Annotated in this window: 26 protein-coding genes and 1 tRNA gene; 10 read left to right on the top strand and 17 right to left on the bottom strand. The window is 66.5% G+C overall.

Translation table 11 applies throughout. The annotated features are described in order from the left end of the window. Window positions 1-5 precede the first annotated feature (5 nt). From ACODRV_RS08505 to ACODRV_RS08495, 3 genes are all read right to left on the bottom strand, one after another. Window positions 6-374: an endonuclease domain-containing protein gene (locus ACODRV_RS08505; protein WP_488908030.1), complete on the bottom strand. Its 369-nt coding sequence runs from the start codon at window positions 372-374 to the stop codon at window positions 6-8. Window positions 375-617: 243 nt separating this feature from the next. Then, a complete protein-coding gene (locus ACODRV_RS08500) occupies window positions 618-1,445 on the bottom strand; it encodes a hypothetical protein (protein ID WP_488908029.1) in 828 nt (275 codons plus the stop codon). Between the two features lie 176 nt (window positions 1,446-1,621). Further along, window positions 1,622-2,155 carry a c-type cytochrome gene (locus ACODRV_RS08495; RefSeq protein WP_488908028.1) on the bottom strand — a complete coding sequence of 178 codons (534 nt, stop codon included), beginning with the start codon at window positions 2,153-2,155 and terminating at the stop codon, window positions 1,622-1,624. 155 nt (window positions 2,156-2,310) lie between these two features. Between ACODRV_RS08495 and ACODRV_RS08490 the strand changes: the two genes are divergently transcribed. From ACODRV_RS08490 to ACODRV_RS08480, 3 genes are read left to right on the top strand one after another with little or no spacing between them, the layout of a single operon-like run. After that, complete coding sequence (locus ACODRV_RS08490) at window positions 2,311-2,577, top strand: FeoA family protein (protein WP_141626317.1); 267 nt, start codon at window positions 2,311-2,313, stop codon at window positions 2,575-2,577. Continuing rightward, a complete protein-coding gene (gene feoB, locus ACODRV_RS08485; RefSeq protein WP_141626318.1) occupies window positions 2,577-4,460 on the top strand; it encodes a ferrous iron transporter B in 1,884 nt (627 codons plus the stop codon). Before ACODRV_RS08490 ends, feoB begins: the two co-directional genes overlap by 1 nt. 58 nt (window positions 4,461-4,518) lie before the next feature. Then, on the top strand, window positions 4,519-5,010 hold the full coding sequence (locus ACODRV_RS08480; RefSeq protein WP_488908027.1) for a hypothetical protein: 492 nt from the start codon (window positions 4,519-4,521) through the stop codon (window positions 5,008-5,010). Window positions 5,011-5,023: 13 nt separating this feature from the next. Here the strand turns inward: ACODRV_RS08480 and ACODRV_RS08475 are convergent. Further along, a tRNA-Thr gene (locus tag ACODRV_RS08475) sits at window positions 5,024-5,098 on the bottom strand. Window positions 5,099-5,159: 61 nt separating this feature from the next. Here ACODRV_RS08475 and ACODRV_RS08470 point away from each other — a divergent pair. Then, on the top strand, window positions 5,160-5,513 hold the full coding sequence (locus tag ACODRV_RS08470; RefSeq protein WP_141626320.1) for a DMT family protein: 354 nt from the start codon (window positions 5,160-5,162) through the stop codon (window positions 5,511-5,513). A gap of 30 nt (window positions 5,514-5,543) precedes the next feature. On the opposite strand, the gene ACODRV_RS08465 is transcribed toward ACODRV_RS08470, so the two are convergent. Beyond that, the gene (locus tag ACODRV_RS08465) at window positions 5,544-5,978 is read right to left on the bottom strand and encodes an HIT family protein (protein WP_488908026.1); all 435 of its coding nucleotides are present in this window, start codon (window positions 5,976-5,978) and stop codon (window positions 5,544-5,546) included. A gap of 101 nt (window positions 5,979-6,079) precedes the next feature. Between ACODRV_RS08465 and ACODRV_RS08460 the strand changes: the two genes are divergently transcribed. Continuing rightward, entirely contained in the window at window positions 6,080-6,433 is a 354-nt protein-coding gene (locus ACODRV_RS08460) for a phage holin family protein (RefSeq protein ID WP_488908025.1), read from the top strand. Here the strand turns inward: ACODRV_RS08460 and ACODRV_RS08455 are convergent. The 4 genes from ACODRV_RS08455 to ACODRV_RS08440 all read right to left on the bottom strand — a co-directional run bounded on the left by ACODRV_RS08455 (window position 6,430) and on the right by ACODRV_RS08440 (window position 9,926). Beyond that, on the bottom strand, window positions 6,430-7,581 hold the full coding sequence (locus tag ACODRV_RS08455) for a GNAT family N-acetyltransferase (protein WP_488908024.1): 1,152 nt from the start codon (window positions 7,579-7,581) through the stop codon (window positions 6,430-6,432). The genes ACODRV_RS08460 and ACODRV_RS08455 overlap by 4 nt on opposite strands. 172 nt (window positions 7,582-7,753) lie before the next feature. Further along, a complete protein-coding gene (locus ACODRV_RS08450; protein ID WP_141626324.1) occupies window positions 7,754-8,212 on the bottom strand; it encodes a RidA family protein in 459 nt (152 codons plus the stop codon). Between the two features lie 146 nt (window positions 8,213-8,358). Further along, window positions 8,359-9,603, bottom strand: coding sequence for a DNA polymerase IV (locus ACODRV_RS08445; protein ID WP_488908023.1), 1,245 nt, complete (start codon window positions 9,601-9,603; stop codon window positions 8,359-8,361). Window positions 9,604-9,677: 74 nt separating this feature from the next. Continuing rightward, window positions 9,678-9,926, bottom strand: a complete 249-nt coding sequence (locus ACODRV_RS08440; protein ID WP_488908022.1) for a hypothetical protein — start codon at window positions 9,924-9,926, stop codon at window positions 9,678-9,680. A 498-nt stretch (window positions 9,927-10,424) separates the two neighbouring features. On the opposite strand from ACODRV_RS08440, the gene ACODRV_RS08435 reads away from it, so the two are divergent. The 4 genes from ACODRV_RS08435 to ACODRV_RS08420 are packed head-to-tail and all read left to right on the top strand — an operon-like array spanning window position 10,425 to window position 12,989. Next, the gene (locus tag ACODRV_RS08435; RefSeq protein WP_141626327.1) at window positions 10,425-10,790 is read left to right on the top strand and encodes a response regulator; all 366 of its coding nucleotides are present in this window, start codon (window positions 10,425-10,427) and stop codon (window positions 10,788-10,790) included. A 6-nt stretch (window positions 10,791-10,796) separates the two neighbouring features. Next, window positions 10,797-12,161 carry a PleD family two-component system response regulator gene (locus ACODRV_RS08430; RefSeq protein ID WP_488908021.1) on the top strand — a complete coding sequence of 455 codons (1,365 nt, stop codon included), beginning with the start codon at window positions 10,797-10,799 and terminating at the stop codon, window positions 12,159-12,161. A gap of 1 nt (window position 12,162) precedes the next feature. Continuing rightward, window positions 12,163-12,636 (top strand): hypothetical protein, encoded by a 474-nt coding sequence (locus ACODRV_RS08425; RefSeq protein WP_488908020.1) that lies wholly within the window; start codon window positions 12,163-12,165, stop codon window positions 12,634-12,636. Beyond that, on the top strand, window positions 12,633-12,989 hold the full coding sequence (locus tag ACODRV_RS08420) for a hypothetical protein (protein WP_488908019.1): 357 nt from the start codon (window positions 12,633-12,635) through the stop codon (window positions 12,987-12,989). The genes ACODRV_RS08425 and ACODRV_RS08420 overlap by 4 nt, the downstream gene beginning before the upstream one ends. Here ACODRV_RS08420 and ACODRV_RS08415 read toward each other — a convergent pair. Together ACODRV_RS08415 and rpmG are read right to left on the bottom strand one after the other, a co-directional pair. Continuing rightward, window positions 12,986-13,171 (bottom strand): hypothetical protein, encoded by a 186-nt coding sequence (locus ACODRV_RS08415; protein ID WP_488908018.1) that lies wholly within the window; start codon window positions 13,169-13,171, stop codon window positions 12,986-12,988. The two genes, ACODRV_RS08420 and ACODRV_RS08415, sit on opposite strands and share 4 nt — an antisense overlap. Before the next feature lie 100 nt (window positions 13,172-13,271). Continuing rightward, a complete protein-coding gene (gene rpmG, locus ACODRV_RS08410; RefSeq protein WP_029417689.1) occupies window positions 13,272-13,439 on the bottom strand; it encodes a 50S ribosomal protein L33 in 168 nt (55 codons plus the stop codon). 130 nt (window positions 13,440-13,569) lie between these two features. Between rpmG and ACODRV_RS08405 the strand changes: the two genes are divergently transcribed. Then, window positions 13,570-14,136, top strand: coding sequence for a hypothetical protein (locus tag ACODRV_RS08405; protein WP_488908017.1), 567 nt, complete (start codon window positions 13,570-13,572; stop codon window positions 14,134-14,136). Here ACODRV_RS08405 and ACODRV_RS08400 read toward each other — a convergent pair. The 6 genes from ACODRV_RS08400 to ACODRV_RS08375 all read right to left on the bottom strand — a co-directional run bounded on the left by ACODRV_RS08400 (window position 14,133) and on the right by ACODRV_RS08375 (window position 18,075). Further along, window positions 14,133-14,543: a DUF5990 family protein gene (locus tag ACODRV_RS08400; RefSeq protein WP_488908016.1), complete on the bottom strand. Its 411-nt coding sequence runs from the start codon at window positions 14,541-14,543 to the stop codon at window positions 14,133-14,135. The genes ACODRV_RS08405 and ACODRV_RS08400 overlap by 4 nt on opposite strands. Continuing rightward, window positions 14,543-14,974 (bottom strand): hypothetical protein, encoded by a 432-nt coding sequence (locus ACODRV_RS08395; RefSeq protein WP_488908015.1) that lies wholly within the window; start codon window positions 14,972-14,974, stop codon window positions 14,543-14,545. The genes ACODRV_RS08400 and ACODRV_RS08395 overlap by 1 nt, the downstream gene beginning before the upstream one ends. Window positions 14,975-15,050: 76 nt before the next feature. Continuing rightward, on the bottom strand, window positions 15,051-15,770 hold the full coding sequence (locus ACODRV_RS08390; RefSeq protein WP_488908014.1) for an NUDIX hydrolase: 720 nt from the start codon (window positions 15,768-15,770) through the stop codon (window positions 15,051-15,053). Between the two features lie 97 nt (window positions 15,771-15,867). Continuing rightward, a complete protein-coding gene (locus ACODRV_RS08385; RefSeq protein ID WP_488908013.1) occupies window positions 15,868-16,323 on the bottom strand; it encodes a hypothetical protein in 456 nt (151 codons plus the stop codon). A gap of 173 nt (window positions 16,324-16,496) precedes the next feature. Continuing rightward, window positions 16,497-17,195, bottom strand: coding sequence for a hypothetical protein (locus ACODRV_RS08380; RefSeq protein WP_488908012.1), 699 nt, complete (start codon window positions 17,193-17,195; stop codon window positions 16,497-16,499). A gap of 10 nt (window positions 17,196-17,205) precedes the next feature. Further along, window positions 17,206-18,075, bottom strand: a complete 870-nt coding sequence (locus ACODRV_RS08375; RefSeq protein ID WP_488908011.1) for a hypothetical protein — start codon at window positions 18,073-18,075, stop codon at window positions 17,206-17,208. Window positions 18,076-18,144: the final 69 nt, after the last annotated feature.

The raw sequence follows: 18,144 nt of genomic DNA, 5'->3' as shown, positions 1-18,144 counted from the left end.
GGGCTTCACCCCAAGCGCCGCTCGGCGACCATCCGTAGCGACAACAGAACACCGTCAAGGTTTGTCCGCACCTCTTCGGCGGCGATCCTCAAAACGGCCAGTCCCTGCCGTTCCAGCCACGCGGTCCTGCGACGATCGTGGTTGATGCGGTCGGGGTGGGAATGGCTTTGGCCATCGACCTCACCCGCCAGCTTCGCTTCGGCGCAGTAGAAGTCGAGCACATAGGGGCCAATGGGATGCTGGCGGCGGAACTTCAGGCCGGCCAGAGCGCGACGCCGCAAGCAAACCCATAGTCGGGCCTCCCGCGGCGTCAGGGCTCGACGGTGGATGCGCGCTCGCGAGACAGAACCTTCGGAACTCAAAAGCCCCTCCACCGCTTCGCGGTCCCCCTCCCCATTGCTCCGCAACGGGGAGGAGACGTCAAGACAGCGCCAACTCACGGTCGGAAGTCCGCAGTGGGTCGCGGGCAGTCACCCGCCTGTGAGCCGAACTGGCCCCCGCCCAAAGAGGCTGACCTTTGCTGTTATCGTCATTCCGGCCTTCGCCGGGATGACGACAGCTTGTGTGGGCTCCGGGCCTGCTGAACGCGGACCTTGGGAGTGTCCGTGGGTTGGGCATTAGGTTTTTGAGGCGGACGCTTCGAATAGTGGCGCAAACTGCTCAACCACCAAGCCCACGTAAAAGTGAAGTTTGATCATGAGCTCATCGACTGGATAGATTAAACTGCCCACCCTGACCGCAACAATCGCATTGTAGCTTGCTGTACCAGAAGCACGCTGAATTGGTTTGGTAGTGCGTTGTTGAATTAACGGCACACCATTTCGTATTTCATCGCCCCATACGCTAATGACGGGCGGGACATTATCCTCCGCGTCCGCATCGCTGTAAAACTCGATGCTATGATGAACCTGAATTTCATGAGGAAGCAGAAGTGCAACCGAAGGAATTCGATGTTTGTCATCGTTGCTCAACTCCTGCAGGAGCACGAGAGGGTCCGACTCCGGGTTTCCTTCAATATCTGCTTTCTGTCGGTGATAGGGTTGCAGTCGCTCAATCAAGGCCGCAGCCTCAATTGGTAGTTGGTCAAGAGACGCGACGGCAGGCGAACAACGATAGCGAGTGGCGTCTGTGAAAATCGGAAAGGCGATTTTACGTGGGTTAGCCGGGGGATCGGCGCGCAGTCGGGCCAGCGCAAAGGCAAGGTTATCAAGTGCCGACCGGAGGTTGTGGACGGTTTCGCCGATCACCAATCCAAAGCATTCTAAGTTGGGTGTGAAATCCCCAGTTTCCGCGATGAGGCGGAATGTCATCCGATCTTCGGAGAGCTCGCCGCGCCCGACAATCGGGTTCTCGGAGCTCCAGGTGCCAAGCGTAGCTTTTAACTCTTCAATCTGGGCGCAGGCTCTCCAGAGTTTCAACTCGACCGGGCGCAGGTACTCAGCCATGCGTGACATCAGAATTTATACCTGAAACTTCGGCCTCTATCGTGCAGCTATAGCGTCCTACCGGAGCACAAGCCACATTCGGACGTTGTAGACACGACGGCCAAACTGGCCGCCGTTCAGCCACGGACGCATCCACCTCTGATCGTTGGGCTCAAGCCCGGAACGACGACGTCCGACTATTGAGCCGTCGCGGAAACAGGCGCCGCCACCAGAGCGGCTGCCGCCCCCTCCGCCACATACCCCGTCTCGACCTTCAACCAGGCGATGACATCCCGGCGGTCGGTCGGATTATCCAGACCCGCGAAGCTCATCTTCGTGCCCTTCAGGAAGGTGTGCGGGTTCTCCAGCCAGTGATCCAGATGCTCGGCGTCCCAGACGAAGCCGGCGTTCTTCACGGCGGTTGAGTAGGTGTAGCCCTCAACGCCGCCCGCCTTGCGACCGAAGACGCCGTACAGGTTCGGCCCGGTCATGTTGGCGCCGCCCTCGGCGACCGTGTGGCACGAGCGGCAGCGCGAGAAGACCCGGCGGCCGTTCTCCAGATCACCCTGATTGTAGGGGGCGGGCAGGGCGGCCAACAGGACCGCCTTCTGCTCCGGCGTCATCGCCGGTCTGGGCGGGGTCGCGGGCGCCTTCGCGGCGCCGCCGTCGCCACAGGCGGACAGGCTCACCAGGGCGGCCACGAGGGGGAAGGCGAGGGCGTTGCGGCGCATGACGGGGCTCCGGATTTCCGCGCCAGTGATAGACCAATGACGTGTCGGGACAACTGCCTGCGACGCTTCGGCAGGGTGGACGCTGGGGCGCCGCACCTGATAATCACTGTCAGAAATGGCGCGCCCTTTCCGCGCCGGCGTCCTATACGAGTTTCATGTCCGACACCCTCAAACTGAGCGAGGCCCGCAAGGGCGCACGCGGCGTCATCGTCAAGGTCGGCGAGCACTGCCATCACCAGAACGATGCGGTCGAACTGGAACGCCGTCTGCTGGAGCTGGGCTTCGTCGAGGGCGCGCGCGTCGAGCTGCTGCACGAGGGCCTGTTCGGGCGCGACCCCATCGCCATCAAGGTCGATGACATGCGCGTCGCCCTGCGCCGCCACGAGGCCGCCAGCCTGATCGTCCAGCTGGACGCCGCCTGATGGACATCGCGCTCAAGACCGCCCGCATCGCCCTCGTCGGCAATCCGAACAGCGGCAAGACCGCCCTGTTCAACGCCCTGACCGGGTCGCACCAGAAGGTCGCCAACTACGCCGGCGTCACCGTCGAGCGGAAGGAGGGCTTCATCCGTTCGGCCTCCGGGCGTTCGATCTCGGTCCTCGACCTGCCGGGCACCTACTCCCTGCGCGCCCGCAGCCCGGATGAGGAAGTCACCCGCGACGCCGTGCTGGGCAGGCTGGCGGGCGAGACGCCGCCGGACGTCATCGTCGCCGTGGCCGACGCCACCAACCTGCGCCTCGTCCTGCGCCTGATCCTCGAGCTGAAGGCCATCGGACGTCCGATGGTGCTGGCGCTCAACATGTTCGACATCGCCCAGCGTCAGGGCCTGCGCATCGACCTCGAGGGGCTCCGCGCCGAACTGGGCGTGCCGATCATCACCACGGTCGCCACCCGCCGTCGCGGCATCGATGATCTGGTCGCCGAGGTCGAGAACACCCTGGCCGCAAACGCGTCCTTCGGCGACAGCGACTGGGTCGCCCCCGACGCCGAGGCCCTGCGCGGCAAGGCCCGCGAGGCCGAGCGCATCATGAAGGCCTACGTCCTGCCGCCCGAGCGGCCGGACACCCTGACCGGCAAGATCGACAGCGTCCTGCTGCACCCGGTCGCCGGTCTGGTGATCCTGCTGGGCATCCTGTTCGTGATGTTCCAGTCGGTCTTCGCCTGGGCCGCCCCGGCCATGGACGGCATCGAGGCGGGCATCGGCCTGTTGGGGCAGGGCGTCGCCGCCGTCATTCCGGACGAGGGCGTCTGGTCTCTGGTCCAGAGCCTGCTGGTCGACGGCCTGATCGGCGGCGTGGCCAGCGTGCTGGTCTTCCTGCCGCAGATCCTCATCATCTTCGCCTTCATCATCGCGCTGGAAGACTTCGGCTACATGTCCCGCGCGGCCTTCCTGATGGACAGGATCATGGGCGGGGCGGGCCTTCACGGCCGCGCCTTCATCCCGCTGCTCTCCAGCTTCGCCTGCGCCATCCCCGGCATCATGGCGACGCGGGTGATCGACAACCGCCGCGACCGCCTGACCACGATCCTCGTCGCGCCGCTGATGACCTGTTCGGCGCGCATCCCGGTCTATGTCCTGATCATCGCCGCGTTTATCCCGAACGAGACCGTCTGGGGCTTCGTGAACCTGCAGGGTCTGGTCATGTTCGGCCTGTACGCCGCGGGCATCGTCAGCGCCCTGACCGTCTCCTTCGTCATCCGCAAGATCTTCTGGAGAGGCTCGACCGAGCCCTTCATGATGGAGCTTCCGGCCTACAAGGTGCCGGACCTGAAGAATGTCCTGTTCAATCTGTGGCTCCGGGCGAAGATCTTCATCAACCGCGCCGCCCGCATCATCCTGCCGCTGATGATCGCCGTCTGGTTCCTGTCGACCTTCCCCTATCCGCCCGAGGGCGCGACCGGCCCGGCTATCGACTACTCCTTCGCGGGCATGATCGGCCATGCGCTGGAGCCGCTGTTCGCCCCCATCGGCTTCAACTGGCAGATGGTCGTGGCGCTGGTCCCCGGCATGGCCGCGCGCGAGGTGGCCGTGGCCGCCCTGGGCACCGTCTATTCGGTCGCCGACGCCGAGAACGCCACCAGCGCCATGGCCGGCGTTCTGGCCGCCAACTGGTCGCTGGCGACGGGTCTGGCCTTCCTGGCCTGGTATATCTTCGCGCCCCAGTGCCTGCCGACGCTGGGCGTGGTCCGTCGCGAGACCAACTCGCTGCGCTGGACCTGGATCATGATCGTCTACATGTTCGGTCTGGCCTATCTTGCGTCCTTTGTGACCTATCGGGTCGCGGTGGCCCTGGGCGGCGGCTGACGGGCCGATTGACAAGGCGGCGGCGCGGGTTGATCTCCGGTCATCCGGGGGTTGGATCATGCTGTCGCCGCTCAAGCCGCTGCTCTGCAGGCACGACTATGTCCGTTCGGACGCCGACGGCGCCGAGCGCTGCCGTCGCTGCGGCAGGCTGAACGAGGCGGTCGCCGCCGTCGTGCCCGAGGCCCCGGTCCAGACGCCCTTCGCGGATCCAAAAAAGGTCGTCCGCCCCCGTCCGCCCGCGCCCGAGATGGGGCCGCCGGTCGAGGACGGCTTCCTCGACATCCCGGTCTTCCACGAGCCCCTGCCGCCCCGTCGCGCCGCCGCCGGGGACAGGGTGCTGAAGGCGCAGGCGCTGGAACGGCGTCAGGCCCTGATGACCTTGCTAGACCGGCTGGCCTACAGCGCCGCCGCCCCGTCCCGTGAAGAGGCGCTGGACGCTGTTCTGGCGGTGATCGAGGACGCCCACTCGGCCGAGCCCCTGCTGTTCGGCCCGCACGCCGCCGCCCATTTCGCCCGCCTGCATGAGGCCCGGACGAAGCTGGTCTTCTGACGGGAGGAGAAGATGGTGCCGGATGAGGGGATCGAACCCCCGACCTTCGGTTTACAAAACCGCTGCACTACCGCTGTGCTAATCCGGCGCCCCGCTTGACGGGCGGTCCTTATGCTGGCGCAAGAGGCGTTACGCAAGCGGGAGCCGACGTGCCGATCTCCATTCCCCATATCGCGCCGGTGCTTCTGCTGGTCGCCTCCAACGTCTTCATGACGCTGGCCTGGTACGGGCACCTGAAATTCGGCTCCAAGCCGCTGTGGATCGTGGTGATCGTCAGCTGGGGCATCGCCTTCTTCGAATACTGCCTGGCCGTGCCCGCCAACCGCATCGGCCATCAGGTCTATTCGGCCGCCGAGCTGAAGACGATGCAGGAGGTCATCACCCTGATCGTGTTCGCCGTCTTCTCCGTCACCTTCCTCGGCGAGAAGCTGACGATGAACCACGCGGTCGGCTTCACCCTGATCATCGCCGGGGCGTGGTTCATTTTCAGAGGACCGCTGTAGGCCAGTTTCTCTTTGCGTTCGTTGGCCGCTCTAGAGCGCCGCCGCGATCCGGTCGGCCAGCCCGCGCAGCACCCCGGCATCCGCCATCGGCGCATGACCATGCCCCTTCATCGGCCGGTCGGCCCAGCGGGGGATGACGTGGAAATGCAGGTGGAAGACGGTCTGCCCGCCCGCCTCGCCGTTGTACTGGACGATCTGGAAGCCTTCGGGCTTCAGCGCCCTTTCAATGGCCTTCGCCGTCCGTTGCGTCGCCGCGATCACCTTGGCCAGCGCCTCCGGCTCGATCTCCAGCAGGTTCCGGGCCGTCGAGGTCTTCGAGATGATCAGCGCATGGCCTTCCGACTGCGGGAAGACATCCATGAAGACCAGCACGTCCTCGTCCTCCCACACCTTCACCGACGGGATTTCGCCGCGCAGGATCTTCGCGAAAACATTGTCGGGGTCATAGGCGGCGTGAAGGGTCATATCGGGCTCCTTGAGACCCACACGCTAGCAATCCGCGCGCGGGGAGGGGAGCCCCATCGCGGTTCGCGTGTTATGGTCAAGGTTCCCCCACGGAGTTCGCCATGATCCGCCTGATCGTCCAGTTCCTCGTCACCTGTCTGGCCCTGTGGCTGGCCGCCCGGCTGGTGCCCGGCGTGTCGTTCAGCGACAACGGCTCGCTTGCCCTGGCCGCCATCCTGCTGGGCCTCGCCAACGTCGTGGTGCGGCCGATCCTGACGGTGCTCACCTTCCCGCTGACGGTGGTGACCTTCGGCCTGTTCCTGCTGGTGGTGAACGCCGCGGTCATCGGTCTGGTCGCCTGGCTGCTGGGCGGCTTCACGGTCGCGGGCCTCGGCGCCGGCATCGGCGCGGCCATCGTCACCGGCATCGTCAGCTGGATCGCCGGCTGGTTCATCGGCGGCGAGTCCGCGCGCTAATCCCCGGCCTTGCGGAACGGCGTCAGCTCCTCAGCCATCGCCCGCATCTCGGCCTCCACGGCCGGGCTCTCCCGCTCCAGATAGTCCGCCACCGGCCCGCGCAGGGCCGGGTCGGCGATGTAGTGCGCCGAATAGACGGGGGAGGGCAGGTAGCCGCGCGCGATCTTGTGGTCGCCCTGCGCCCCCGCCTCGACCCGCGACAGGCCGCGTTCGATGGCGAAGTCGATGGCCCGGTAGTAGCAAAGCTCGAAATGCAGGAAGGGGACCTCGTCCAGCGCCCCCCACTGTCGTCCGTACAGGGCGTCCCGCCCGATGAAGTTCAGCGCCCCCGCCAGCGGCGCCCCGTCCCGGAACGCCATCACCAGCGCGATCCGGTCGGCCATGGTCGCGCCGATGCGGCTGAAGAAGTCCCGCGTCAGATAGGGCCGCCCCCACTTCCGCGCGCCGGTGTCCTGATAGAAGGCGAAGAAGGCGTCCCAGTGCGCCTCCGTGATCCCCGCCCCGGTCAGGACGCGGATATCCAGTCCGGCGTTGGCCTCGCGCCGCTCGCGCCGCACCGTCTTGCGGCGGCTTGACGACAGGGCCGACACGAAGTCGTCGAAGGTCTGATAACCGCCGTTGCGCCAGATATACTGGATGTCCTGCCGCCTCAGCAGCCCGGCCTCGCCCATCGCCTCCCACTCCTCGCGGGTGGGGAAGTTCACATGCAGGGAGGACGCGCCCAGCCGCTCCGTCAGGGCCAACGCCCCCTGGATCAGGGTCTCGCGCACCGTCGCCGCGTCGGCGTCCGGATGGCTCAGGAAGCGTGGCCCGGTCGCGGGCGTGAACGGCACGGCGTCCAGCAGCTTGGGATAGTACCGTCCACCCGCCCGCTCATAGGCGTCGGCCCAGCTGTGGTCGAAGACGTATTCGCCCTGGCTGTGGGCCTTGAGCCAGAGGGGCATGACGCCGATCACCCGGCCGTCCTCGTCCTCCAGCGCCAGATGGCGTCCGGCCCAGCCCTGTTGCGGCACAGCGCTGCCCGACGCCTCGCAGGCGTCCAGAAAATCATAGCTGACGAACGGATCGCCGGTCGGCCCGGCGCAGGCGTCCCACGCGTCACGGCCGATGTCGGCGACGGTATTGTGGACGCGGATCTGGAAGCTCACCGGAACCCTTCTCCCCTTGGGGGAGAAGGTGGGCGGCGAAGCCGCTCGGATGAGGGGTATGCTTCAGCCCGCGGGATGCGAGACGATGAGCGCGAGGCCGGCAGCCCCCTCATCCGTCTCGCTCCGCGAGACACCTTCTCCCCCGAGGGGAGAAGGATGTTCAACGCTTGGCTCACTTCACCTCGACGATCGCATCGACCTCGACCGCGAACCCCAGCGGAAGCTTGTACACGCCGACGGCCGAGCGGGCGTGACGGCCCTTGTCGCCGAACACCTCGACCATGAGGTCCGAGCAGCCGTTGATGACGGCCGGGATGGCTTCGAAATCACCGGCGGCCTGCACGAAGCCGCCCAGCTTCACCACGCGCACCACGCGCTCCAGATCGCCGTCCAGCGCGGCCGAGATCTGGGCCAGCAGGTTCACGCCGCACATGCGGGCGCCCTTCACGGCGTCTTCCTGCGACACGTCCGCGCCGACCGTGCCCTTCAGCCCGCCCGAGGCGTCGTTCGACAGCTGGCCGGAGATGTGCAGCAGATTGCCGGTCTGGACGTAGGGCACATAGTTGGCCACGGCCTTGGCCGGTTCGGGCAATTCGATGCCGAGTTCGGCGAGACGGGCGGCGACGGTCATGGGATTCTCCGAATGGGATTTGGGGCGGTTTAGCGCGGGGCCGGGGGTGGGGTGAAGAGTGCTAGTGAGCAGGAAGTGAGCGGATCGCGCTTTCCGCTCGCCACAGCAGCTCACTCCTTTGCTCACTAGCACTCTTCATTCCTCCCTCACTTCAACGCCCTTCCCGCCACCACGGCCGCCTTGCCGAACTTCTGCCTCAGCGCGTCAATCGCCTTCTCGGTCTTCAGCGTCCGCGCCTCGCTGCTCTCGAACAGCGCCGCCGGGGCCTCCACCGCATCCACCACCTCGCCCATGCCGATGCCGATCAGCCGGTAGGGCACGCCCAGTTCGGGCGCCAGCAGTTCGCGCCCGGCGGCGAACAGGGCGCGCGCCGTCTGGACCGGCTCGGGCAGGCTGATCCGGCGGGTGATGATCCTGAAGTCGGTCTTGCGCAGCTTCAACACCACGACCCGGCTGGCCACCCCGTCGGCCCGCGCCTTGGACGCCAGTTTCTCGCACAGGGGCCACAGCTCGTTTTCGAGGTCCGCCACCGAGATCAGGTCCTCGTTGAACGTCGTCTCGGCGCTCATCCCCTTGCGGTCATGCTCGGGCTTCACCGCCCGGGCGTCGCGGCCATGCGCCAGATCGTGCAGGCGCAGCCCTGTCTCGCCGTATCGCTTCACCAGATCGCGCAGGTCGGCCTTCGCCAGATCCCCCACGGTGGCGTAGCCGTCGCTTTGCAGCGTCTTGCCGAACACCGGCCCGACGCCGGGCAGGATGCGCACCGACTTCGGCGCCAGCAGAGCCGTGCTCTCCGCCCCGATCACCGAAAACCCGCGCGGCTTGTCCAGTTCCGACGCGATCTTGGCCAGGAAGCGGTTGGGGGCCAGGCCGATGGACACCGTCAGCCCGACCTCCTCCTCGATCCATTTCTGCAACCGGATCAGCTGGAAGGCCGCGGGACCGCCGTTCAGCCGCTCGGTCCCCGACAGATCGATCCACGCCTCGTCCAGCGACAGGGTCTGCACCAGCGGCGTCAGCGCCCGCACCGCGCCGAAGATGCGCTCGCTCTCGGTCACATATTTGCGGAAGTCGGGCTTCAGCACGACCGCCTCGGGACAGGCCTTCAGCGCCTTGAACATCGGCATGGCCGAATGCACCCCGTACATCCGCGCGATGTAGCAGCAGGTCGACACCACGCCGCGCTTGCCCCCGCCGACAATCACCGGAACGTCGCGCAGCTCCGGTCGGTCGCGCTTCTCCACCGAGGCGTAGAAGGCGTCGCAGTCCAGATGGGCGAGGGTCAGGCTGGCCAGCTCGTCATGGCTGACCACCCGCCGCGACCCGCACGCGCCGCAGCGATCCAGCTTGCGCGTATCGGTCTCCAGGCAATCGCGGCAGATGGATTTCATGGGGGTCAGATTGTGCCTGAGCCGTCGTCGGCAAGCTATCGCTCTTCCGTCTCGGGGGCGAGGGACCGCTCCCCTTACGACCAATATTGACGCACCGGCATGCGATCCTGTTCGCCATGACATGCGACCTGGCCCTCGAAGACGAACCGCCGCCGCTTCCGGACATGGAGGAGGTCTATCGCCTCGCCGCCGCCCGCGTGACCGACGCCGTCCAACGGGGAAAGGTCGAGCTCGCCCTGCGCTGGGGCCGCATCCTCAATCTCGCCCTGCGCGACCGCCAGATGCGCGCGCGGCTGCCGGTCACCGCCGATGAAGTCAACCAACGCCTTGATCCGGCGCGGGAAACCCCGGCCGGGCGGGCGTCCCCGCCGTCACACCCATTACACTCTTCACACCCGGTTTTCGACGCGCCCCCGCCGGAGCCCGCGCTCGGCCCAAACCCACCCCGTCCGCGCCTCCGCAAGCGCAGGCGACGACGATGAATCGGGCTTCTGAACCCGAAAATCCCGCTTCTCCTCCCCGTTGGCGTCGCCAAGGGGGAGGTGGCGCGCCGCGAAGTCGCGGCGTGACGGAGGGGTTCTGTCCGCGCCCGATCCCGAGAGCCCCTTCGAGGCGATGCTCGTTCCCCCTTGCTTTCGTCACCCTCCGGCAAGCCGCGACCGGCGAAAGACAGGTCCTGGAGGTTTGGCTTCAGCGCTGTCGTTAACCGCTGGAAAACCCCCGCTTCACGTCAACTTAAGAGAACCGTGTTGAGACTGTCAGGGAAGAAGGCAAAGCCCCCGCGCAGTCGCGCTTGAGAGGGGCGAACAGGCCGGGTGGTGATGTCGAAGAAGGTCCTCATCGTCGAGGATAACGAGCTGAACATGAAGCTTTTTCATGATCTGCTCGATTCCCAGGGGTACGAGACCCTGCAGACCCGCGAGGGCTTGCAGGCGCTCGCCCTGGCGCGTCAGCATCGCCCCGACCTGATCCTGATGGATATCCAGCTGCCCGAGATCTCGGGGCTGGAGGTCACCAAATGGCTCAAGGACGATGAAGAGCTGAACCATATCCCGGTGGTGGCCGTGACGGCCTTCGCCATGAAGGGCGACGAGGAGCGGATCCGTCAGGGCGGCTGCGAGGCCTATATCTCCAAGCCGATCTCGGTGATGCATTTCCTCGAGGTCGTCCGGAAGCATCTGGGGTAGGGCGGGATGACGGCGCGCATCCTTGTCGTGGACGACGTTGAACCGAACGTCCGCCTGCTCGAAGCCAAGCTGACCCTCGAATACTATGAGGTGCTGACGGCCATGGACGGCCAGACGGCGCTGGACGTCGCCGCCGCCGAACGGCCCGACATCATCCTGCTGGACGTCATGATGCCCGGCATGGACGGGTTCGAGACCTGTCGCCGGCTGAAGGCCGACCCGGTCACGCGCCATATACCGGTCATTCTGGTCACCGCCCTGGACGGGCGCGAGGACAAGATCAGGGGCCTCGAAGCCGGCGCCGACGACTTCATCACCAAACCCATCGACGACGTCATCCTGTTCGCCCGCGTCAAGTCGCTGGTGCGTCTCAAGGCCGTCATGGACGAGCTGCGCGAGCGCGAGGAAAGCGGTCGTCGTTTCGGCGTCGACACCGACGGCGCGGGCCGCCTGCGCGGCTCCGGCGGCCGGGTTCTGGTCGTCGACGACAGCGCGCTTCAGGCGGGCAAGATCGTGGACCAGTTGTCGGACGATCACCGCCCGACGCATGAACCCGATCCCGCCGCCGCCCTGATCGCCGCGCGCGGGCCGGTGGACCTGATGATCGTCAATGTCTCGGCCTCGGCCTTCGACGGCCTGCGCTTCGTGGCGCAGGCGCGCTCGACCGAGGCCTCGCGCCGCGTGCCCATTCTGGCGGTGGTCGATCCGGCCGACCGCCCGCGCCTGATCAAGGCGCTGGAGCTGGGCGTCAACGACATCCTGCCCAGGCCGGTCGATCCGGAAGAACTGAACGCCCGCGCCCGCAGCCAGATCAAGCGCAAGCGCTACGCCGACTTCCTCAAGCAGAAGCTGGACTACAGCCTCGAAATGGCCGTCACCGACGCGCTGACGGGCCTGCACAACCGCCGCTACATGGCGGGCCAGCTTCAGGCCCTGATGGGCCGGGCCGGGCAGGGAGGCGACCCGGTCGCCGCCCTCGTGCTGGACATCGACCACTTCAAGGCGGTCAACGACGGCTTCGGCCACGACGCGGGCGACGAGGTCCTGCGCGAGTTCGCCGTCCGTCTGGCCACCAACGTCCGCGCCATCGACCTGCCGTGCCGTCTGGGCGGCGAGGAGTTCGTGGTCGTCATGCCCGGCGCCTCGCTGGAGGACGCCACCCGCGTCGCCGATCGCATCCGCCGCGACGTGGCCTCCCTGCCGTTCCCGATCATGGGCGGAACCGAAAGCCTGACCATCACCGTCTCGGTCGGCGTCGCCTGCTCCACGGGCCCCGACGACACCCCTGACGCCCTGCTCAAACGCGCCGACGAAGGCGTCTACGAAGCCAAGAGCCGCGGCCGCAATCAGGTGATCGCAAGGGCGGCGTGAGATGAGGGCGGTCGGCGTCGTACTTCTGTCCGCCCTGACGCTCGCCGCCTGCGAGCCTGACCGGCCCGCTCGTCCCGAAGCCGCGCCGGCCACCCCGGTTCAGGCCAACGACTTCCCGTATTGCGGCGGGGAGCTGAAGCCCGGCGCCGCTCGCGTATGGTTCCAGCGTCTGGAGGCTGCGCTCGCCGCCGACGCGCTGGTCCCGATGAGCTTCTATAACGAGATCGTTTCCATTCAGTCGCGTGGCCAGACGGTGGTCTACCGCCGCGACGCGGTTCAGCCCGGCGCCCGTGGCCTGCTCTCGAAGGCGGAGTGGCGCCAGATAGCGGATCGCGGCATCGGCGACCTACGGGGCGCGGGCTGGCGCGGCTGCATCCTCGCGGACGGCAAGGCTGGCTTCCAGTCGGACGAGAACGGCGAACTGGTTCTCTCCAGCTTTGACAGGGACAGGACGTGGTCTAGCCTTCGCCCATGACCAGCAAGCCGCCGAAATCGCCGCAGGAGAAGAAGGCGCTCAGCTACGCCCACGACCGGCGCAACACTTACGGCGAGAGTGACAAGGGCTCCCGCAAGGCCATCCCGGCCCGCAAGGCGGCGGAGAACCGAAACAGCCGCCGCAAGGCCTCGCAGGCGCTGGGGGTGGTCGAGACGCTGGATGAGGCGGCGCTGGATGTGGTCGAAAGCTCGTTGAAGCACGACGTCGAGCGCGTCGGCGGCTGGACCAAGGCTCCGGACGCGCCCCTGTCGGAGTTCATGGCGTTGCAGGAGAAGCGCCGCTCATGGCGCGACGTGCCGCCGACCCGGACGCGGGAGCCGAAGGACGCCTAGCGGCTCATCCACGGCTTGGACTTGCCCGCGGCGATGCGGGCGGCCTGCTCGCGCTGGAACTTGCCGCCACGCGGCGGTTGCGGCTTGGCGGCGATCCTGGCTTGCTTCAGGCGCAGCGCCCGCTGGACCGGCGTTTCGTTCTCGGGGGCGGGGGCGGGGGCGTCATCAGGCTGGTCGGTCATGGCTGCAGTCTCCCATGCCCGGCCCATGAGAGCGAGGGGCAACGAAAAACGCCCGGTCATCGCTGACCGGGCGTTTCGAAATCATCAGGCGATCAAGTGCTTACTTGATTTTGCCTTCCTTGAATTCGACGTGCTTCTTCACGACCGGGTCGTACTTCTTCACGACCATCTTCTCGGTCATGGTGCGGGCGTTCTTCTTGGTGACGTAGAAGAAGCCGGTGTCGGCGGTCGAGTTCAGGCGGATCTTGATGGAGGCGGGCTTGGCCATCGGAGTGAATACCTATGCGGACGGCGAAAGCCGCGGAAATGAGAGGCGCGGAACATACTCAGGCGCGGCCGGAAGTCAACGGGCGTGACGCCGCATTGAGCGGAACGCTTCCAGAGGCCACCGTGTCAGCATGAAAACCCTGCTCTTCACGGCTTTCGCGGCCGCCGCCGCCCTCACCACGCCCGCTCTCGCCCAGGAGGCCGCGAATCCGCAGGACGCTTTTCTGAACCGCCTGAACACCCTGTGCGGACAGAGATTCGAGGGGCGGGTGGTCTCGACCGACGCCGCCGACGCCGATTTCCGCGACAAGCGGCTGGTCATGCATGTGCGCGACTGCGCGGCGGACGAGATCGGGATTCCCTTCGCCGTCGGCGAGGACCGCTCGCGCCGCTGGGTCATCACCCGCACGGCTGACGGTCTGCGCCTGAAGCACGATCACCGCGACCCGCAGGGCGAGATCCATGGCTACCACATGTACGGCGGCGACACGGCGGAGGCCGGTACAGCCTCGCGGCAGCAGTTCCCGGTCGATCAGGAGTCCATCGACCAGTTCATCGCCGGCGGCGCCCAGGTCTCGACCACCAATGTCTGGGCCGTCGAGGTGCACCCTGACCGGATGTTCGCCTATGAGCTCAGCCGCCCGGGCGGCCGCTTCTTCCGCGTCGAGTTCGATCTGACCCGACCTGTTACGGACTAAAGCGCGGTCCAGCCCTTCACGGGCCGCACGGTCGCGCAGGCGGGCGTGCCGTCCTTGCCCCGGCCCGGCAGGACCACTTCCAGCACGACGCCCGCGCGGGCCTTGTCCAGCAGGGCGGGCGGGATGTCGTGGATGTCGATCTTGGCCCGGCGGCTCCATTCAGAGGCGTGGTCGCCCGCCGGGGTCCCGATGCGGATGTAGATGAAGCGTCGCTCCTTGCCCTCCCGCCGGACGAAGGGACCGAGGAAGCGTCCGTCCTCCGACAGGCGCACGGGGACATCGAACGACAGGGCCTCGCCGGTCGCCGTCACCGGCTCGAACGGCATGTCGTCCTGCTGCAGGCTGTAGCGGACGCCGGGAACCGGCTCGGCGATGGTCAGGCGCAGTGTGATCGACGTCTCGGCCATCAACGGGCGTCACGCAGACTGCTCAGCAGGGCCTCGGCCTGCTCCAGCCTTTGGAAGACATCCGTGGCGTCGCCGCTGGTGCAGCCGGAGTCGAAGTTCAGGGACTGGTCGGCCTTACCGGGGCGGGACCAGATGACGCTGCCGTAGGCCCCGTCGGTGATGACCCGCTCACAGCGGAAGGGAACGCCTTCGTAGGGTGCGAACAGGGCGCGGAAGCGGTCGAACTGGTCGGTGGTGACCGGAAAGACGACAGTTTCGCCCTCGCGGTTGATGTAGCGGCCTTCGCCGCCGCGCGGGATGTTCCATTCGGTCAGCCGGTTGCCCCAGGACTTCCAGATCAGGGTCATCCCGGTCGGAGCGTCCTGCGCGGTCGCGGGCAGGGCGGTCAGGCAGGCCGTGACGGCGGCGGCGATCAGGGCGAAACGGCGCATGGACAGATCCTCCGGCTGCGAGAGAACCCCGGTCCGCGGCGGCTGGCAAGTCACGGCGCATCCCGCCCGGATCGCGTCAGTCCTGATGCTCGACCACATGCTTGCCGCGCACCATGCGCACGAAGGGCAGGGGGCGATCGGGGGCGTGGAGCCGCTCGGCGATTTCGCCCAGCACGAAGCGGGTGATGGCGGGCAGGTCCTGCGCGCGGGCTTCATCCAGCGGCAGCCAGGCGATCTCGTCCAGTTCGCCGGACCCCGACGTGGGTTCAGGGTGCAGCAGGGCCGAGGCGTCGGCCATGAAGAAGCGGGCGTCGAACCGACGCGGGCGCCCCGGCGGGGTGATAGCGCGGGCGACATACGACAGCGCGGCCAGATCGGGCAGGGCCCCGACAGCCCGGAACTCGCGCCAACCTCCGGCGACCGAGGCGACCGGCGCGGGTTCTGCCAGCAGCAGGCCGGTCTCCTCGAAGGTCTCGCGCACAGCGGCCAGAGCCATCGCGCGGCCCCGGCTCCGGGTCGCCTCACGCGCCAGCCGTCCGGCGTCGGCGGGCGACAGGTCGGTGGCGAAGGCCGCGAAGGCGTCGGATCGCTCGACCTTGCCGCCCGGGAAGACCCATTTCGAGGCCATGAAAACATGCCCCGGCGCCCGACGACCCATCAGCACCTCCGGTCCCTTCGCGCCGTTGCGGGTCAGGATCAGGGTGGCGGCGTCCTTCGGGCGCTGGCGACCGCCGGTGCGCGGCGCGTCCTTCAGGTCCTGGGCGGCGTCGAAGGGGGCGGGGGAAGAAGGGCTCACCTGCGTTGAGTAGCATGATCGCGGAGACGCGTCCGGAGTCCCGGCGGCCCTGTCCGAAGAGTCCGAAATGTCCGGACCGGCCCGCCGGGCGGACATTTCAGCCAAGGGAGGTGTCCGGAGAGTCCGGAGCGGCTGTCCGGCGGCGCTCCTGATCGGCCCGTTCCGCGCGGCAGAATGCGATCAGTTCACGCGTGGGCTTGTCCAGCTGTTCCAGCACGCGGAGCCAGCTGGAGACTTCCGAGGCGCGGCCGTTGAGGACGGCCTTGTTGAGGCGCTCGTTGACGATCTCGACGAGGTCCCAGAGTTCGAGCGGACGACCCGAGGTGTCGTCGACCTCAATGGGTGGCAGGTCAGGCGGGGGCTGGTCGCGGCGACGCCAGCCGCCTGCCGCCGCATGGTCCCAGAAGGTCGAGCGGGCGATGCCGTACCGCGCGCAGACCTGGGCGGCGGACTCACCGTCCAGATAGTCGCGCCGGGCGTAGTCCCAGACCGTGTCGGAATGGACGTCCCTACCGCTTTGTGCGGCGTCCGCCAGATGGATGAGATTGGTCACGTGTGCGGCTCTCGTCTGATCTCGGGACATTCTGGCGCCTCGATGCGTCAAAATCGGTCGTATGGGGGGGGTACGAAAGTTTCCTGCGTGCGGCTTTTCCGGAATCTTGGGATGCTAAAACTGTGTGGTTACGTCGGCTTGTTGACTTAAGCGCCGATCAGCGCTGCATCTTGCTATTCTTTGGCGGGCTCTGCTCCAGTTTCCGTGGCCGCCTTCTCCCGCAACGCCCTACGCCGCCGTCGCATGAAGTCCCGCCGATCATGCAAGCGGTCCATTGTCGTGAATACGTCGGCCCGAATGCGCCGGCTTCCGTCAACGACCCGCTTTAGGTCATCGCGCATGTTTTTCACCTCGGTGGCGATCTGGGTCATCGGGTCAGCTGCGCCCAGACTGCCTCGCCCATCCATTTCCTTGAGGTTCAGCGAGTAGGTAATAGCCTCGCGTGTCTGGTCCGCTGGCTGCCGCTTCCAACTGACCGTCACGGTGTAGCTCGTGTCGATAATCGGCTCGAAACTTGACAGGTAGCTGACGAGTCTCTGCCCTGGGCGAAGCAAGCTGACTGTCCGTAGAGGCGGTGGCCGATCAGGCATTTCCGGCTTTTTTGGAATCTCAGGATCAAACTTGAAGTGGACGTCGAAGGCCGTGGCGTTCCCGGTGTTGGCTAAGACAATGTCCGCATACATGGCGGCCCATTGGTTCGGCTCAATGTTGGCCACGACCTGCGGTTGGGCACTGGCTTCGGCCATGCGTTTCGTTTCGACGGCGAGCACCTTCGTGACGCGCCAGAGCATCACAGTAGCGAGAGCTGTAATGACGGTCCCCAAGACCGTTATGGTGGCGAGCAGCCCATTAGTTATCGCAGACCAATCCATCCCCACCCACTCAAAGGACCATCGTAAGCCAATGAAGCACGGCTTCAGTGGTGGCGTGGACGGATCCTAATAAATCATCGCCCAGCCCGGTTGCGGCTGCCGCACCAACCACCAAGCTCCCGACCACGGCGACGCCCGCTGCCTTGCCCATCGCGTCGCCCAATCCCTTGGCGAAGGCATCAACGGCGATCTCAGCTTTGGCCGCCAGCCATTTTCCAAATCGCTCCAACACACCGCCAGAGCGGGCGACGGCCTCCACATTCGGCTCCGGCTTGGCCATTTCCGCGCGGAGCTCTGCGATTGCCCCGGTTATCTCGGCGACCTGTTCGTCCGTGATCGAACCGGGTGGTCGATTGTGGCCGATCTCCCCCGGCTGGGGAATCAGTTCGGCAAGTTGTCGTTCGAGGTCATTCAGACGCTCAAGGAGTACCTCGCGTTGGACACGTTCGCCAACGGTTCCGAACGTTGGCTGCGCCCCCTCCTGAACGCGACGTAGCAGGTCTTCGGCCGTGACGGGTGACTCATAGTCCTCGTATTCGTCCCGGCCCTCGTCGATCCGGTTGGGATGATTGCTCGTCGGTGCCCAATCGTAGGTGCCGTCGGATGTCACGTCCTCGATGGCAGACTCGATTGCCTCCTCGGACACTACGCCCTCAAACTCACCCCGAATCTCCTCCTCGGCGTCGTAGGGGCCGCCGTGAATGTAGAGATAGCCGCCCTCGCGCCCGTTGTAGGGCGTCTCTTGGGCTGGGTCTTCAAAGTACCTGCCGAACCACGCCGTTATGTATTCGACCTGCTCTTCGAGCGACAGACGCTCCATAGCGTCACGTGCAATGCCGGTTTCGGGGTCGTCCCAGGTGTAGTAGCGTTCGTCGGCCATCCCACAACTCTATAGTTGTTGATCGCCGTCTGTCACCGGTGCGTGGTTCTCTGGTTGAAGAACTGAAGG

Source organism: Brevundimonas sp. FG8 (genome assembly GCF_057808845.1).
The sequence above is the reverse complement of the archived record's forward strand: the minus strand, read 5'-3'. Positions and strand labels throughout refer to the sequence as shown.